Source organism: Klebsiella sp. K-3 (assembly GCF_051207495.1).
GTDB classification, from domain to species: domain Bacteria; phylum Pseudomonadota; class Gammaproteobacteria; order Enterobacterales; family Enterobacteriaceae; genus Klebsiella; species Klebsiella aerogenes.
The window spans coordinates 273929-290919 of record NZ_JBPNXF010000003.1; the positions used below are offsets into that span (position 1 = coordinate 273929).

The 16991-nt window shown below is 56.4% G+C and carries 16 protein-coding genes; 8 read left to right on the top strand and 8 right to left on the bottom strand.

The genetic code is table 11. The annotated features are described in order from the left end of the window. Positions 1–3: 3 nt before the first annotated feature. Positions 4–534, bottom strand: coding sequence for an RNA pyrophosphohydrolase (gene rppH / locus ACSEMK_RS06345; protein WP_015703328.1), 531 nt, complete (start codon positions 532–534; stop codon positions 4–6). A gap of 453 nt (positions 535–987) precedes the next feature. Here rppH and ACSEMK_RS06350 point away from each other — a divergent pair, with 453 nt between their 5' ends. The 5 genes from ACSEMK_RS06350 to ACSEMK_RS06370 all read left to right on the top strand — a co-directional run bounded on the left by ACSEMK_RS06350 (position 988) and on the right by ACSEMK_RS06370 (position 4325). Then, a complete protein-coding gene (locus ACSEMK_RS06350; RefSeq protein ID WP_323129964.1) occupies positions 988–1152 on the top strand; it encodes a hypothetical protein in 165 nt (54 codons plus the stop codon). Between the two features lie 64 nt (positions 1153–1216). After that, complete coding sequence (gene mutH, locus ACSEMK_RS06355; protein ID WP_101705384.1) at positions 1217–1912, top strand: DNA mismatch repair endonuclease MutH; 696 nt, start codon at positions 1217–1219, stop codon at positions 1910–1912. Positions 1913–1975: 63 nt separating this feature from the next. Beyond that, the gene (locus ACSEMK_RS06360; protein ID WP_045396707.1) at positions 1976–2689 is read left to right on the top strand and encodes a TerC family protein; all 714 of its coding nucleotides are present in this window, start codon (positions 1976–1978) and stop codon (positions 2687–2689) included. 123 nt (positions 2690–2812) lie between these two features. Further along, complete coding sequence (locus ACSEMK_RS06365; protein ID WP_004867116.1) at positions 2813–3031, top strand: YgdI/YgdR family lipoprotein; 219 nt, start codon at positions 2813–2815, stop codon at positions 3029–3031. Between the two features lie 253 nt (positions 3032–3284). Beyond that, on the top strand, positions 3285–4325 hold the full coding sequence (locus ACSEMK_RS06370) for an NADP(H)-dependent aldo-keto reductase (protein ID WP_213316470.1): 1041 nt from the start codon (positions 3285–3287) through the stop codon (positions 4323–4325). An 84-nt stretch (positions 4326–4409) separates the two neighbouring features. On the opposite strand, the gene lplT is transcribed toward ACSEMK_RS06370, so the two are convergent. Together lplT and aas are read right to left on the bottom strand one after the other, a co-directional pair. Then, positions 4410–5603 (bottom strand): lysophospholipid transporter LplT, encoded by a 1194-nt coding sequence (lplT, locus tag ACSEMK_RS06375; protein WP_113372966.1) that lies wholly within the window; start codon positions 5601–5603, stop codon positions 4410–4412. Then, complete coding sequence (aas, locus tag ACSEMK_RS06380; RefSeq protein ID WP_113372967.1) at positions 5596–7755, bottom strand: bifunctional acyl-ACP--phospholipid O-acyltransferase/long-chain-fatty-acid--ACP ligase; 2160 nt, start codon at positions 7753–7755, stop codon at positions 5596–5598. Before aas ends, lplT begins: the two co-directional genes overlap by 8 nt. A 621-nt stretch (positions 7756–8376) precedes the next feature. Between aas and galR the strand changes: the two genes are divergently transcribed. Then, positions 8377–9393, top strand: coding sequence for an HTH-type transcriptional regulator GalR (gene galR, locus ACSEMK_RS06385; protein WP_063416337.1), 1017 nt, complete (start codon positions 8377–8379; stop codon positions 9391–9393). Here galR and ACSEMK_RS06390 read toward each other — a convergent pair. Beyond that, positions 9354–9833, bottom strand: coding sequence for a GNAT family N-acetyltransferase (locus tag ACSEMK_RS06390; RefSeq protein WP_430914655.1), 480 nt, complete (start codon positions 9831–9833; stop codon positions 9354–9356). The two genes, galR and ACSEMK_RS06390, sit on opposite strands and share 40 nt — an antisense overlap. A 197-nt stretch (positions 9834–10030) precedes the next feature. Here ACSEMK_RS06390 and ACSEMK_RS06395 point away from each other — a divergent pair, with 197 nt between their 5' ends. Further along, positions 10031–11032, top strand: a complete 1002-nt coding sequence (locus tag ACSEMK_RS06395) for a LacI family DNA-binding transcriptional regulator (protein ID WP_162750124.1) — start codon at positions 10031–10033, stop codon at positions 11030–11032. Here ACSEMK_RS06395 and lysA read toward each other — a convergent pair. Further along, positions 11025–12287, bottom strand: a complete 1263-nt coding sequence (lysA, locus tag ACSEMK_RS06400; RefSeq protein WP_430914656.1) for a diaminopimelate decarboxylase — start codon at positions 12285–12287, stop codon at positions 11025–11027. The two genes, ACSEMK_RS06395 and lysA, sit on opposite strands and share 8 nt — an antisense overlap. A 136-nt stretch (positions 12288–12423) precedes the next feature. On the opposite strand from lysA, the gene ACSEMK_RS06405 reads away from it, so the two are divergent. After that, complete coding sequence (locus ACSEMK_RS06405) at positions 12424–13350, top strand: LysR family transcriptional regulator (RefSeq protein WP_087859682.1); 927 nt, start codon at positions 12424–12426, stop codon at positions 13348–13350. Here ACSEMK_RS06405 and ACSEMK_RS06410 read toward each other — a convergent pair. The 3 genes from ACSEMK_RS06410 to ACSEMK_RS06420 all read right to left on the bottom strand — a co-directional run bounded on the left by ACSEMK_RS06410 (position 13337) and on the right by ACSEMK_RS06420 (position 16985). Next, complete coding sequence (locus ACSEMK_RS06410) at positions 13337–14029, bottom strand: aspartate/glutamate racemase (protein WP_046883046.1); 693 nt, start codon at positions 14027–14029, stop codon at positions 13337–13339. The genes ACSEMK_RS06405 and ACSEMK_RS06410 overlap by 14 nt on opposite strands. A gap of 79 nt (positions 14030–14108) precedes the next feature. Further along, positions 14109–15446, bottom strand: a complete 1338-nt coding sequence (locus tag ACSEMK_RS06415; protein WP_430914657.1) for a carbohydrate porin — start codon at positions 15444–15446, stop codon at positions 14109–14111. A gap of 108 nt (positions 15447–15554) precedes the next feature. Next, the gene (locus tag ACSEMK_RS06420; protein ID WP_213793505.1) at positions 15555–16985 is read right to left on the bottom strand and encodes a glycoside hydrolase family 32 protein; all 1431 of its coding nucleotides are present in this window, start codon (positions 16983–16985) and stop codon (positions 15555–15557) included. Positions 16986–16991: the final 6 nt, after the last annotated feature.

The window sequence follows — 16991 nt, forward strand, 5'->3', positions numbered from 1 at the left end:
GGCTTAACCTCTTTTACGTCGATAAGCAGGCGCGCTTTGCGGCTTGGGTGTGGTTTCAGCAAGCGACATCGTGACGCCCGCGAACTCTTTCATCACCCGGCGGTAAACGTCGCGCTTAAACGACACCACCTGACGAACCGGGTACCAGTAGCTTACCCATCGCCAGCCATCAAACTCAGGTGTACTGCTGGTTTGCATATTAATAGCCGTATCGCTGCCGACCAGTTGTAGAAGAAACCACTTCTGCTTCTGACCGATACAAACCGGCTTTGTGTCCCAACGCACCAAACGTTTAGGCAGCTTGTAACGCAGCCAGTTACGGGTCGAGGCCAGGATCCGCACATCTTTGCGGCTTAACCCAACCTCTTCGAACAATTCCCGATACATTGCCTGCTCGGCGGACTCGCCTGGATTAATGCCCCCTTGCGGGAACTGCCACGAGTGCTGACCATAACGCCGGGCCCACATCACCTGGCCCTGACGGTTACAAATTACAATGCCGACATTTGGGCGGTAGCCATCGTCATCAATCACCGGACTACCTCAAAATAAGCTTCAATGTGAATGATTGTTTCACACTCGTTGGAAACGGTAAACCACTCTCTGTGTGGCGTGATAACGAATAACATTTGAATAACTCACAGTAATCACCCGAGTTATAAACAGTGAACGCCATCCCCGGGCCATTTTATTCACTTTTTCTGTGGATAGAGTTGTGAAGAAGTACGGAATTAACCAGGGAAAACCCGGAGTAGTCCGAACGACGTAGAGATGGAACCATTTAATAATGACATACTATTCATTAAGTTATCATACTTCTCGCCGACAAATTACAGCATAACGTGATGATCATCACATATGCGATCCGGCAACTGATGAAAGATCGAACAATGCCGCTTTTATCCACAGATAAAGCACATTCGTCGGGCACATTTTGTCTAAAAATTCGATTTTCGTCGCACGTCAAGGCTGTAAATCGAACCAGTAGTGAGGCTTTTCCCCAGTTATCCCATTTTTCTGTGGATAACATGGTGTAAGATCCTGTTCATTGTCAGTGACCAGTTCTGGAAAACCCGTTTTCACTGTTTTCACAAACGGAAAAGTGGGATAAAAAACATATATAAATCATCACATTGGTATAGTTACCCATAAAAAGGTAAACTCTATCCACAACGCACAAAAATAGCGCTCATTTTTTGACCAGAGGTTTTCTATCATGCCAGCCATCGCTCCGCTTACCGCTCCGCCGCAAAGTCAGGAGCAACTTCTTGCTCAGGCCCAGCGGCTGGCGGGTTATTCGCTGGGTGAACTGGCGGCGCTGGCAGGGATCCCTATTCCTCGCGATCTGAAACGCGATAAGGGCTGGATTGGCATCCTGCTGGAGATTTGGCTGGGCGCCAGCGCCGGAAGCAAACCCGAGCAGGATTTCGCCGCCTTAGGCGTGGAGCTGAAAACCATTCCCATTGACCGTCAGGGCCGACCTCTGGAGACCACGTTTGTTTGCGTAGCGCCGCTAACCGGTAATAGCGGCGTGACCTGGGAAAGCAGCCACGTACGGCATAAGCTGCAACGCGTGCTGTGGATCCCGGTAGAAGGCGAGCGCGAAATCCCGCTGGCGGAACGCCGCGTCGGCGCGCCGCTGCTGTGGACGCCGGACGAGGAAGAAGATCGCCAGTTGCGTATGGACTGGGAGGAGTTGATGGATCTTATCGTGCTCGGCCAGGTTGAACGAATCACCGCCCGCCACGGCGAAGTACTGCAGCTGCGCCCAAAAGCGGCCAACAGCAAAGCGCTAACGGAAGCGATCGGCGCCCACGGCGAGCCGATCCTCACCCTACCGCGCGGCTTTTATCTGAAAAAAAACTTCACCGCCGCGCTGCTTGCGCGTCATTTTCTCTTAGGCCATGAATAATTTTTTGTTCTGCCATAACGCCTGCATATAATTACCACTTTATTTTTTGCAGGACTTTGAACAATGTTATTTGCATGGATAACCGATCCTAACGCCTGGCTGGCGCTCGGCACGCTGACGCTGCTGGAGATCGTTCTCGGGATCGATAATATTATTTTTCTCTCTCTGGTTGTCGCTAAGCTTCCCACCGCTCAACGCGCCCATGCGCGGCGTATCGGGCTAATGGGAGCCATGCTGATGCGTCTCGGCCTGCTGGCGTCTATCGCCTGGGTCGTTAAGCTCACCAACCCGCTCTTCACCGTATTCGGGCAGGAGATCTCGTTTCGCGACCTGATCCTGCTGCTCGGCGGCCTGTTCCTTATCTGGAAAGCGAGTAAAGAGATCCACGAATCTATTGAAGGCGAGGAAGAAGGTCTTAAAACCAACGTCCACTCCTTCTTTGGCGCCATCGTGCAGATCATGCTGCTGGATATCATCTTCAGCCTTGATTCAGTCATTACCGCCGTGGGTCTCTCCGATCATCTGTTCATTATGATGGCCGCGGTGGTGATTGCGGTTGGAGTGATGATGTTTGCCGCGCGTCCGATCGGCGACTTCGTTGACCGTCACCCGTCGGTCAAAATGTTGGCCTTGTCGTTTCTGATCCTGGTCGGCTTCACCTTGATGCTGGAGAGCTTCGATGTGCATGTCCCGAAAGGTTACATCTACTTCGCGATGTTCTTCTCCATTGCGGTCGAAACGCTCAACCTGATGCGCAATAAGAAAAACCCGCTGTAAGCCACAAAATTGCAGTCCGGAAGCGGGCTGCAATCCTTTTTAAGACTTTACTGCTTTTTATGTCTCACAAATCAGGCTATTAATATACTGGTACGAGGTGCGGCCATAAGAGAGGTAATGACGATGAAAAAATGGGCAGTATTGATTTCCGCCGTAGGACTGGCGTTCTCGGTTTCCGGTTGCAGCAGCGATTATGTCATGGCGACAAAAGATGGACGTATGATTCTTACCGACGGTAAACCGGCGGTTGACGATGACACCGGTTTGATAAGCTACGAAGATCAGCAAGGCAATAAAATGCAGATCAACCGCGACGACGTGTCACAAATTATTAAGCGTTAAGCTTTTTCGTCGGTTAACCGCATATTTTCCGACAACCACAGCCACAGAAAAGAGTCGGGATCCCCCTGCTATATCCCCAGGGCAGCCCCCTTCAGGATCTCCAGACCCGGCTTTTTTGATATTTTCCCTTTCTCTTTTTCTCTCCCTCTGCCATGTTGTTATTCCCATCAGCCTGCAAGCGCTTTGAAGTTTGTGGGGAGATAGTTTTGTCGGGAAACTCCTGACCTTGTTGATAAAAATAAGGAAGCCGGCTATGCAGTATCACCGTATCCCACACAGTTCTCTTGAAATCAGCACGCTGGGGCTGGGCACAATGACGTTTGGTGAACAAAATAGCGAGGCCGACGCTCATGAACAGCTCGACTACGCCGTAAGTCAGGGAATCAACCTGATTGATGTCGCCGAAATGTATCCTGTCCCGCCGCGCCCGGAAACCCAGGGTCTGACCGAAACCTACGTCGGCAACTGGCTGGCGAAACGCGGCAACCGCGAAAAGCTGATTATCGCCTCTAAAGTCAGCGGTCCGGCGCGCAATAACGACAGCAGCATTCGCCCGAATCACGCGCTGGATCGCAAAAACATTCGCGACGCGCTGCACGACAGCCTCAAACGTCTGCAAACCGATTATCTCGACCTCTATCAGGTACATTGGCCGCAGCGCCAGACCAACTGTTTCGGCAAGCTGGGCTATACCTGGAGCGACTCTGCGCCGGTGGTCACCCTGCTCGATACGCTGGAAGCCCTCACCGAATTCCAGCGCGCCGGTAAAATCCGCTATATCGGCGTCTCTAACGAAACCGCCTTTGGCGTCATGCGCTATCTGCATCTGGCCGATAAGCACGACCTGCCGCGCATCGTCACGATTCAAAACCCGTACAGCCTGCTTAACCGCAGCTACGAAGTGGGGCTGGCGGAAGTGAGCCAATATGAGGGCGTTGAGCTGCTGGCGTATTCATGCCTGGCGTTCGGTACGCTGACCGGTAAGTACCTTAACGGCGCGCAGCCGGCCGGCGCACGCAATACGCTATTTAGCCGCTTTACCCGCTACAGCGGCGAGCAGGCGCAGAAAGCGGTGGCCGCTTATGTGGACATTGCCAAACGCCACAATCTCGATCCGGCGCAAATGGCGCTGGCCTTTGTGCGTCGCCAGCCGTTTGTCGCCAGCACCCTGCTCGGGGCCACGACCATGGAGCAGCTCAAGACCAACGTCGAAAGTTTGCATCTTGAGCTGAGCGAAGAGGTGTTAGCGGAGATTGAGGCGGTGCATAAGGTGTATACCTACCCGGCGCCGTAAGAGGGTAAAAATCCCGGGTAGCGGCTAACGCCTTACCCGGGCTACCGGAGAGCAGACATTTGTGAATCCGTCCCTCTCCGGGGATTATTTACGCCGTCCCCACCACCACAGCGCAGCGATGGCTAGCGCAAAGACCGCGCCAAATCCTATCCCCACGCCAACCGGCGGGATCCCAACGCTGACCGCCAGCGAGTACAGCCCCAGCATGAGCAACATCGCCACGTTTTCACCGAGGTTCTGTACCGCAATGGCGTTACCTGCGCCAACGGTATGTTTCCCGCGCTCCTGCAGCAGCGCGTTCAGCGGTACGATAAAGAAGCCGCCACACACCCCAAGCAGTAGCAGTAGGCCAAATGCCGGTAGTAGCGACTGCTGTACCGCGAAGACGATCACCGCGACGCCAATCAATATCCCGGCGGGCATACAGCGCGAGACGGTTTCCAGCGTGACCAGCTTCGCCGCTGCGCCAGCGCCAACCACAATCCCGACGGCGACCATCGCATTGAGGTAGGTCGGCATCGCGTTACTGGTGATCCCAAGCGCCACCGGCACCCAAATCACCAGCAGGAAGCGCAGCGTCACCCCCGCCCCCCAGAACAAGCTGGTGCCCATCAATGAGAAACGCGTTTCACTATTACGCCACAACGTCTTACAGGCGCTGAAGAAGCTATGCGTCATCGGCCTGAAACGCCACGACTGCCCAGGACGAGCCGCCGGGAGTTTCGGGATCCACAGGTTAGCAACCACTGCGCCGCCATAAACCAGCGCACAAACGATAAGCGCCGCCAGCACGTGCCAGTCCGCAAGAATACCGCCCGCCATCGAGCCCAGCAGGATCGCCGCGATGGTCGACGACTCCATCAGTCCGTTAGCCTTCACTAACTTATCGCCGGTGGTCAGTTCGCCCAGAATACCGTATTTCGCCGGCGAATAGGCCGCCGCGCCAATACCCACCAGCGTATAGCCGATAAACGGATTGACGCCAAAGCAAATACACCCGGCGCCGAGCAGCTTCAGGCCATTAGCGACCATCATCACCCGGCCTTTGGCGAAGCTATCGGCAAATTGCCCGACAAACGGCGCAAAGAGAATGTAAGCGCCCACAAACAACATCTGCAATACCGGCTGACTCCACTCCGGATAGTAGAGCTGCTTCATCAATGCCAGGGTGGCGAACAGCAGCGCATTATCGCCGAAGGCCGACAGGAACTGGGCGCAGATCACCGCCATCATCCCTTTCGAGTACAGTGAAGCGTTAGTGTGCACTGACTCACTCATGTGTATGTTCCGCCTCTTCAACCATGCCTTTCAGGGTGACAAAGTCCGGCTTGCCGCTGCCCAGTACCGGCAGCTGTTTCAGCCAACGAATATCGCGCGGTACCGCCAGCTCCGGTACGCCGTGTTCACGCGCGTAGCGCAGCAGCTTTTCGCGATTGAGTTCATTATCGGTGGTAAACAGCACCAGCGCCTCGCCTTTGCTGGCGTCCTGCTTAATGGCCGTGGCGTGCATTTTGTCCGGCGAGACCGCCAAAGCGACCTGCTCGACCATCTCCAGCGAGACCATCTCGCCGGCGATTTTGGCGAATCGCTTGGCGCGACCCTGAATACGAACGTAGCCCTGCTCGTCAAAGACGACGATATCGCCGGTGTCGTACCAGCCGCTCTCCACTTCACCGTGCTGGTTTTCCGCCGTCGGCGCTTCCAGCACGCCGGGGTTTTCTACCCGCAGATAGCCTTTCATGATGTTTGGCCCTTTCAACTGCAGGCGGCCCCCCTGCTCGATGCCCGGCATCGCCAGCAATCGGGCATCCATCCCCGGAAGAATGCGCCCGACGGTACCGACTTTCGCCGCCATCGGAACGTTGATGGAGACCACCGGCGCACATTCGGTCACGCCGTAGCCTTCAAGGATGCGCAGGCCAAATTTGTCCTGCCACAGCTGTTTGGTGCTGTCCTGCAGTTTTTCCGCCCCTGCCACCACATAGCGCAGACGATAAAAATCATATGGGTTGGCAAAGCGGGCATAGTTGGCGAGGAAGGTTGAGGTGCCGAACAACACGGTACAGTTACGATCGTAGACCAGCTCCGGCACCACCCGATAGTGCAGCGGGCTTGGATAGAGGAACACTTCCGCGCCGGTGAATAGCGGCGTCAGCAGGCCGACCGTCAGGCCGAAGGAGTGGAACAGCGGCAGCGCCGACATAAAGCGATCGTTGGCGGTAAAATCGGCGATGGTTTTAATCTGTTCCACGTTAGCCAACAGGCTTTTATGGCTATGCACCACCCCTTTTGGGTTCCCCTCCGAGCCGGAGGTAAAGAGGATCATCGCCGCATCTTCCGGCTGCTGCTTGACCTGCGCCAGACGCGGCGCCAGCAGATGGCCAAATATCCACAGCTTGTCGGCGGTAGTGACATCGCCTTTCAGATCTTCCAGAAACACCCAGCGCACCTGAGTCAGCTGCTCCGGCAGGTGCCAGAGTTTGCCTTTATCGAGGAAGGTACGGGAAGTAAAAATGGTTTTGATTTCCGCGGCGGTAATCGCGCTGCTGAGTCCTTTGACGCCGGCGGTATAGTTCATCATTGCCGGGATACGCCCGCGGGCAATCGCGCCGAAAATCACCGCCGCGCTGATACCGGCGTTAGGCAGCATCAGGCCGATTTTCTCGCCCTGCGCACTGTATTTTTCCAGAATACGCGCGACGAACAGCGTTTTGGTCAACAGTTTCCGGTAGGTATCCGGCTGGAAATTAATATCTTCCACGCAGTTTTTACGCGCGCCAAAGCGGTCCTGCGCCGCCAGTAGCGACTCATACAGCGTTTCACGCGGGCGCACCGCCATGCGCGCTTCCATCATAATCTGGTGCAGCATTTCGCCGGCGATTTTTCGCCGATCGCGGGCGCGCGGCGCTTCCGGCATCGGCAGATGCGTCGGCGGCAGTAAATGGAGCTGAATACGCGGGAACAGGCGGCGTTTTACCAGCCCCTTAAGACGGCTGAACGGCGTAAGTTCGGCGCCTTCGATTCGCAGCGGCACAATGGTCGCTTTCGACTTCGCCGCCACAAACGCCGCGCCGTCGTAGATTTTCATCAGCGAACCGCTTACCGAAATACGCCCTTCCGGAAAGATAACCACCGGGCGCCCCTGCTCAATCAAGCGCACCAGATGCTTAATTGACATCGGCTTGGTGGGGTCCAGCGGAACAAAGTCGATAAGCGGCGTCAGCGCCCGCATAAACCAGCGCTGGCTAATCGAGGTATAGACCGCAAACACCGGCCGAACGGGCAGAAAGAGCGCCAGTAAAATACCGTCGAGAAATGAGACATGATTTGGCGTAATTAATACTTTTTCCTGATAGAGCGCCTGAGTGTCTCCGGTCAATCGTACCCGGTACAATCCTTTGAACAGTAATCGAAAAAATCCCAACAGCATAACGACTCCGCGTGGCTGATTTAGTATTCCGAGCAGGTTACATGAGAAGGCGGGGAAAAGCAGTGTGGGGGAAGAAAATTCAGAATAAAAAAAACCTGCGCATCCGCGCAGGTCGGTGCAAGATAATCAGTACGAAGTGCGTACTTAAGAAACTCACCAATCAATACCTCTGGGACCCTGATTGTCGCGTTTTTACCCGCGATCGCGCCAGCGCGAAAACGCAAGGGAATGAGCCTAAGTGCAACCAGGTATTACGATTTTCGCTATCTGTAACAGCATGAATAACAGGCAAAAAAAAACCTGCGCATCTGCGCAGGTTGGTGTAATTAAGTGGTCAACGTGACGTTGACTCCACCTATCAATACCTCTGGGATAGCCAGAGTATCAATGCAGCACTCAACGAAACCAGCGAACATTCGCAACAGCTAATCGCAAAGTGTAAGCAAAGATGAGAATTCTCTTTTCACCGTTGCATCCCACGCATTGTGCTGTGTAACTTTGTCACCGCTAATCCTTGTCTGCGTCACATTTGTATCAACCAGAATGGCCGTAGCCTTGAATCCGCTGCGCTTTCCCGTAACATAACTATCATGTAAACGCTTACCCTAAAAAAGGTCAGGTATGGCGACAATTAAGGATGTAGCCCGACTCGCAGGAGTCTCCGTCGCTACCGTCTCACGCGTTATCAACAACTCGCCAAAAGCGAGTGAAGCCTCTCGTCAGTCGGTAACGGCGGCGATGGAAACCCTGAACTACCACCCCAACGCCAACGCCCGCGCGCTGGCGCAGCAGTCAACGGAAACCATCGGTCTGGTGGTGGGCGACGTTTCCGATCCCTTCTTCGGCGCGATGGTTAAAGCCGTCGAGCAGGTGGCCTACAGCACCGGTAATTTTCTGCTTATCGGCAACGGCTATCACAATGTGCAAAAGGAACGTCAGGCAATTGAACAGCTGATCCGCCACCGCTGCGCGGCGCTGGTAGTGCACGCTAAAATGATCCCCGACGACGAGCTGGCGGGGCTGATGAAACAGATCCCCGGCATGGTGTTAATTAACCGCATCGTACCGGGTTTCGAACAGCGTAGCGTGGCGCTCGATGACCGCTACGGCGCCTGGCTGGCGACGCGCCATCTGATTCAGCAGGGCCACAGCCGCATTGGCTATATCTGCTCTAACCACGCGATTTCCGATGCCGAAGACCGGCTGCAAGGTTATTACGATGCCCTGAAAGAGAGCGGCCTGCCCGTCAATGACCGGCTGGTCACCTTCGCCGAGCCTGACGAAAGCGGCGGCGAGCTGGCGATGACCGAGCTATTAGGCCGCGGCAGAAACTTTACCGCCGTCGCCTGTTACAACGATTCAATGGCCGCAGGCGCAATGGGGGTGCTCAACGATAACGGTATCGAGGTGCCGCAGGAAATTTCGCTGATTGGCTTCGATGACGTGCTGATCTCGCGCTACGTGCGCCCGCGCCTGACCACCGTGCGTTATCCGATCGTCACCATGGCGACCCAGGCGGCGGAGTTGGCCCTGGCATTGGCGGAACAGCGCCCGGCGCCGGAAATCACTCACCTCTTCAGCCCGACGCTGGTGCGCCGTCACTCGGTGATAACGCCCGCGGAAAGTGACAAGTCGTAGCGGTACAAGCTCACGGCGGTGGCCGGGTAATCCAGGCCCTCGCCGATATAGCGCCAGCCAAAGCGTTCGTAAAAGTCGCGGCAGGCGGAATAGAGATAAAGCTGCGGATAACCGCACTGACGGGCATAGTCGATGACGTGCCGCTGCAGCTTCCCAGCCAGCCCCTGCCCGCGCGACGTTTCGGCGACAAACAGTGCCGCCATCCAGGGAAACAGATCCTGACGGCTGAGCAAATCGCAACGCCACAGCCCTACGGTCCCCAGCAGCGCCTCGCCTTCGGTGGCGATAAAGGTCAGCGGCAGCGCCCCCGGCGTTTGGCTATGTTCAACAATACTGCTAAAAAACGCCTGCGGTAAGGCATCGCCGGCAAAAGCCTGCCATAGCCACTCCGCCACCTGCTGCCCATGCTGCGGCGCGGCGTACAACGGTTGAATCTGCATTTTTTCCCCCCTGTGAATCGATGAATTCTAGCGCGCCGCGCCCGCCCGCGCATCAAGGGTCTGAAAATGCCTTCAACAGGATTTCCGCAAAAAGCGTGATCGCGATAGTCTTTGCCGTCGTCAGGTTCATATCCCTCTGAATGACTGTGATAAACTGCGCCCTATCACCGGTTATCAGGAATCGACGAATGGCAACAATGCTGGATGTCTCAATACGCGCAGGCGTCTCGAAAGCGACGGTTTCCCGCGTGTTGAACGGCACAGGTCAGGTAAAAGAGAGTACCCGTCAACAGGTCTTCAAAGCGATGGAAGAGCTGGGCTACCGGCCTAATTTTCTCGCCCGTTCGCTGGCGAATCGCACCAGCAACAGCATTGGCCTGGTGGTATCGACATTCGACGGTTTTTACTTTGGCCGCTTACTGCAGCAGGCCTCGCGTCAAACGGAAGCCTGGGGCAAGCAGCTTATCGTCACCGATGGCCACGATGCGCCCGAGCGGGAAGAAGAAGCGGTGCAAATGTTGGCCGACCGTCAGTGTGACGCCATCGTGCTCTACACCCGCCATATGAGCGAACAGAAAATCATGTCGCTTATCGAAACCATTGAAACGCCGCTGGTGGTGATCAATCGCGATGTTAGCCAGGCGCGGGAACGCTGCGTGTTCTTTGAACAGCAGGAAGCGGCGTTTCAGGCCGTCGACTATCTGATTTCCCAGGGGCATCGCGATATCGCCTGCCTGACCGTGCCGATGCATACCCCAACGGGTAAAGCGCGCCTGGCGGGCTACCGCAGCGCGCTGGAAAAACACGGAATTGCGTGGGAACCGGCGCGGGTCAAATACGGCGATTCAACGATGACCCGCGGTTATGAGCTGTGTCGGGAATTATTAGAAGAGAAAACGCCGTTTAGCGCGCTCTTCTCCTGTAACGATGATATGGCGTTGGGCGCCTCGAAAGCGCTATATCAGGCGGGGCTGCGCATTCCGCAGGACGTATCGCTCTTCGGCTTTGACGACGCTCCTAGCGCGAAGTGGCTGGAGCCGGGATTATCAACGGTTTATCTGCCGATCGACAATATGATTACCACCGCCATCGACCAGGCGATTAAGCTCGCCAACGCACAGCCGATCGAAACAATCCCGCCGTTCACCGGTACGCTGGTACTGCGTGAATCGGTGACGACGGGGCCATTCTTTAAATAAGCTCCAGCGCCAGCAGTTCTTCAATGGTCTGGCGACGGCGAATCAGGCGCGCGCTGCCGTTATCAAACAGCACTTCCGGTAGTAACGGGCGGCTGTTGTAGTTTGAAGACATCGATGCGCCGTAGGCGCCGGTATCGTGCAGCACCAGGTAATCCCCCGGCGAGACCGCCGGCAGCAGGCGAGTTTCCACTTTGCCGCCCTCCTGCTGGGTAAAGACGTCGCCGGATTCGCACAGCGGCCCCGCGACCACGGTTTCCAGCTGCGTCTCGCCGCTCAGGTCGCGCCCGTCCGCCGCCAGCGCGGTAATATGATGATAGCTGCCGTACATGGCCGGGCGCATCAGATCGTTAAAGCCGGCGTCGATCAGCACGAAGTGGCGGCTGCCCATCTCTTTCACGCTACGCACCTGTGATACCAGCACCCCGGATTCCGCCACCAGGAAACGCCCCGGTTCAATTTCCAGCTTCACCGGATGCCCCAGATGTTTGGCGATCTGCTCGCGCGCCGCATTCCACAGGCCAAAGTAGTGATCGGTATCGATCGCCTCTTCGCCTTCATGATACGGGATCGATAATCCGCCGCCAGCGGAGATCGCCTGCAGATCCTGACCAAACTCCACCACCTGGCGCACCATCGCGCCGCATACTTGCTCAAGGTGGCCGTAATCAACGCCGGAGCCGATATGCATATGGATGCCGACCAGCTGTAGCGAATGGCGGCGAATCACCTCCAGCGCCTGCGGCAGCTGGCTGAACCAGATACCGTGTTTGCTGTTTTCGCCGCCGGTATTGGTCTTCTGGCTGTGGCCGTGGCCAAATCCTGGATTGACCCGCAGCCAGACGCGGTGGCCCGGCGAGACTTCACCCAGTTGGCTAAGCATATCCACGGATCCGGCATTCACTGGGATCTGTAATGCTTTCACCCGCTCGAGGGTCGCGCGATCGATCAGATCGGCGGTAAAGACGATATCGTCCGGATGCTGCACGGGATCGTAACCTGCCGCCAGCGCGCGTTCGATCTCGCCAAGCGACACCGAATCCACCTTCACGCCCTGCTCGCGCATCAGACGCAGAATATGAATATTGGAGCAGGCCTTCTGCGCAAAACGCACTACGTCAAACTGGCTAAGTTGGGCAATATGGCGGCGGATAATCTGCGCGTCATAGACCCATACCGGGCAGCCGAACTCAGCGGGCAGGCGCAGTAGATTGTCAGCGGTCAGATCGGTATCGGTGGCGTTCAGCGAGCGTGGCATAAGGACTCCGGTGCGTGCGTGTGTTTGTCGATGTTTTTTCCGATTACGCCACAGCGGGAAGAGAATAAAAAATATCGTTTTGTCGCGAGTCTATGCAAAAATGATATGGCTATCTGATGCTAACCGGGAGCCGCCCATGCCTGCCGTCAACTTACGCCATATTGAGATTTTCCACGCGGTGATGACCACCGGCAACCTGACCGAAGCGGCGCGGATGCTGCACACCTCGCAGCCGACGGTCAGCCGTGAACTGGCGCGCTTTGAGAAAGTACTCGGCTTAAAGCTGTTTGACCGCGCCCGCGGCCGTCTGCAGCCGACGGTCCAGGGGCTGCGACTGTTTGAAGAAGTACAGCGCTCGTGGTACGGGCTGGATCGCATCGTTAGCGCCGCGGAGAGCCTGCGCGAATTCCGCCAGGGAGAGCTGTCGATAGCCTGTCTGCCGGTCTTTTCGCAGTCATTTCTGCCGCTGCTGCTACAACCATTCCTCGCGCGCTATCCGGACGTCAGCCTGCAGATCGTGCCGCAGGAGTCGCCGCTGCTGGAGGAGTGGTTGTCCGCCCAGCGCCACGATTTAGGGTTAACGGAAACGCTGCATACGCCGGCCGGCACCGAGCGCACGCCGCTGCTGACCTTAAATGAGGTCTGCGTACTGCCACAGGATCACCCGCTGGCCGCGAAAACCGAACTCACCCCCGCCGACTTCCACGGCGAAAACTATATCAGCCTGTCGCGCACCGACAGCTATCGTCAGCTGCTTGATGCGCTGTTTATGGAGCACCAGGTAAAACGACGGATGGTGGTGGAAACCCACAGCGCGGCGTCGATCTGCGCGATGGTGCGCGCCGGAGCGGGCATTTCGGTGGTCAACCCGCTCACCGCCCTCGACTACGCTGAGAGCGGCGTGGTGGTGCGGCGATTCAGCGTCGATGTGCCCTTTACCGTCAGCCTAATCCGCCCGCTACATCGCCCCGGCTCCGCGCTGGTCGACGCCTTTGTCCAGCATCTGCAAACCAGCCTGCCGCGTATCGAACAGCCGCTGGCGGCGGTACTTAAGAGAGCATAAATTCCACCGCGTCGGCGGCATGGATCGCCGCGGTATCAAATACCGGCAGCGGGCTACTCGTTTCCGGTACCAACAGGCCGATTTCGGTGCAGCCGAAGATAACGCCTTCCGCCCCCTGCGCCGCCAGCGCCTCGATGACCTGCAGATAATAGTCGCGCGAGGCGTCGCTAAAGGTGCCGAGGCACAGCTCATCAAAGATAATCTGATTGATGCGCGCCCGATCGTCGGCCTGCGGGATCAGCGTCTCAATGGCAAACTGCTGCTGCAGACGGCCGCGATAAAAATCCTGCTCCATGGTGTAGCGGGTACCCAATAGCGCGACCCGACGCTGGCCTTTAGCGCTGATAGCCCGCCCGGTGGCGTCGGCGATATGCAGGAACGGCACCTCGCAGCGGGCTTCAATCGCATCAGCCACCTTATGCATGGTGTTGGTGCACAGCACGATACCCTCGGCGCCGGCCTGCTGTAGCCCCAGCGCCGCCGCGGCGAGGATCTCGCCGGCGCGATCCCATTCCCCTGCCGATTGGCAGGCTTCAATCTCATGAAAATCAACGCTATGAAGCAACAGGCTGGCGGAATGCAGGCCGCCGAGCCGCGCTTTAATGCCTTCATTAATTAACCGGTAATAGGGAATGGTGGATTCCCAGCTCATGCCGCCCAGCAGGCCGATGGTTTTCATTATCTGCTCCTTTATGGTTTGCTCCAGTGAAGCAAACCTGCCGATAACTTTCCACTGTTGCTGTTGGGCGGCGGCCACATCAGAAGAAATATTTAAAGCGCACGCGCGCGCCATAGCGTTCGTCGGCGTTCCCGCCCTGTTGGGCCGACGAATCCAGCCATGAGGCATAGGCGCCGAGATAAATATTAAAGTTCGGCATATCCATGATATTCGGCAGTTGCCAGGAGGTATGAATCGTGTGGATGTCATAGCGGCCCGGCGTCAGAATCGCGCAGTCGCCATCGCACTCGCCGCTGACCCCCGCCATGTTGAACTGGTCGATTTTGTTGTGCGCGTAGATATATCCCAGCTCGACGCGATGCCACAGCGCGTTAATACCGGCGCTGAAATCCTCTTCATCCGCCGCGTCCAGATAAGCGGTGCTGAGATTCACCACCATGCCATTTTCGGCATCGGTTTTAAGCGTATTCCAGCTCATCGTCAGACCGTAACCGGTACGGCTGGACTGATCGACCCAGCGTCCATTCTGGTTTTGATAGCCATAAGCATTGTTCACCAGATTGCTCTCAACCGCCGCCGCCACCGACCACGGCCCGGACTGCCAGGCCGCCACCGGCCGCACGTAGACCACGTTTTTACGATTATCGAGCGCGTTGCCGTGGTAGTTTTGATCGACAAACAGCGAACTGCCGTCTTCCACCAGCGTGTTGAGCTCAAAGTACCAGTTATCGAGGTATTTGCTCAGCAGGAAATTACCGCCGCTGCTGCTACGCCCGCGCCCCTCTTTCATCATGTAGATATAACCGTAACCGTCGCTATAGAGATCGTTGGCGGTATTACCAGAATATTCAATAAACGTATCCTGATTCAACGGGAACATATCGTAGGCTTCAAAGCGCCCCACTTTTATTTTCCAGTCATTTTCCTGACCAAAGAAAAATACGGCATCATCAAGATTCATTTTTCCGGTCATATCCGCCAGCGGTTGTACGCTAAAGCCGGAGTATTTCCCATTAGCGCCTTTACGTAAACCATCGAATCCTAACAAAATACGCCCATTAATATCCCAGCGCTCTTTATCCCCCGGCGCCCAGTTCTTATTCGCGCTGGTTTTTACCGAGGTCAGGCTGCCGGTTCGGCTGGCGCCATCCATATTAAATTCAACATCACCGTAAAATTTTAAATCGACATCTTTATTCACCGCCAGCGCGGGCGCAGGCACGCTGCTTTTAGCCGTCGCGCGCTCCTGCTGTTTCAGTTCGCGGATTTCCGCCTCGGCGTTTTGCGCCCGCTGCTCGGTGGCTTTTAAGCGCTGCTCCATCTGCGCCAGGCGCTCCTCAAGCGAAAGCGTTTGCTGCGCGCCGGCGGCGGGAATAAATAAAGACGAGATAAGACATCCAACCCAGATTTTATTCATCGTTAGACCCTGCTTATTATATATTAAAGGTATTGTTTTATTATTTTGGTAAATATTAAATACCCGCCAGCGATTGCTAACGGGTGATTCTGGTTAATGACTCTTTAATTAGATGTTCCACGCTCCGCCATCAATTAATGCCGCACTGCCGCTCCAGGAAAATAAAGCTAATTCCCGGCGCCGGGCATCAGGATAAATACGGCTGCTGAGGCAGGCTTCGCCATCATTGACGAAAACCTCAACGGATGAGCTATCGAAAAATAGCCGCAGCTTCAACGCCGAACCGGCCGGTAACGCAACGCTGCGGGTGCCGCACAAACCATATTGCGGATAGCGGCGCTCCAGCACCAGACGCTGCATCTGATTGTCGACATATACCCTCAGCCCTTCGCCAAAGCTCAAACCGTACTGCTCGGCGCCGCTATTGGCCGTATCCCAATGCAGGTTGACCTCCATGGTTTCGCAGTGCTCTACCATCGTCAGCTGCTGATTCTTCAACGAACTGACCGGCCACGGGAACCAGTCGCGGCGCAGGCCTTCCACCTCTTTTGCCGGACGCATCAATAACCGATTATTCGCGCCGAGGCTTAACTCGCGCGGCAGCGACAGCATACCGGCCCAACCGTCCTGCTGCTCCGGCAGCGGCGACTCCCACATGTCCAGCCAGCCGATAACAATTCGTCGGCCATCGGGGGTGAGGAAGCTTTGCGGCGCATAGAAATCGTGGCCGCTGTCGAGTTCGACAAACGCCTCTTCGCGGACAAAAGGTTGCCCCGGCTGCCAGTCTCCCAGCAGGTAGCCGCTCTGGAATAAATTGCGCCGGGCAAAGCCGTCTGCGGCCATCCCCTGCGGCGAGAACATCAGCACCCGCTTGCCATCGAGTTCAAAGAAATCCGGGCACTCCCACATGTAGCCCATCCCCGCTTCGGCCTGGGCAAGAATACCGGCGTCCTGCCAGTGGCGCAGGTCGGCGGAACGGTACAACCGCACCTGGCCGACGTCGTCTACCCGCGCGCCGACCACCATGTACCAGCTTTCACCTTCACGCCATACTTTCGGGTCGCGAAAATGGTGCATCCCCGGCGGGGTATCAATGACCATCCCCTGGCGCTCAAAATGGATGCCGTCGCGGCTGGTCGCCAGACACTGGACCTGGTACAGATTATTTTCATCAGCGGGATCGCCATGAAATTTATGGCCGGTGTAGATAAGCGCCAGCGTATCACCATCAACCACCGCCGAGCCGGAGAAGCAGCCGTCTTTATCTTCCGGCCCTTCCGGCGCCAGCGCCACCGGCAGGTGTTCCCAATGCACAAGATCCTTGCTGCGCGCGTGGCCCCAGTGCATCGGCCCCCACTGGTTTGAATACGGGTGGTGCTGATAAAACGCGTGGTACCAGCCGTCGAACCATACCAGCCCATTGGGGTCGTTGATCCAGCCGGCACGGGCCGCCAGGTGATAACGCGGATACCAGCGCGGGTTGAGATCCACGCTTTTCGTCTGCAGTTCCCGCTCCGCGTTACTAATGGAATACATCATATTCAT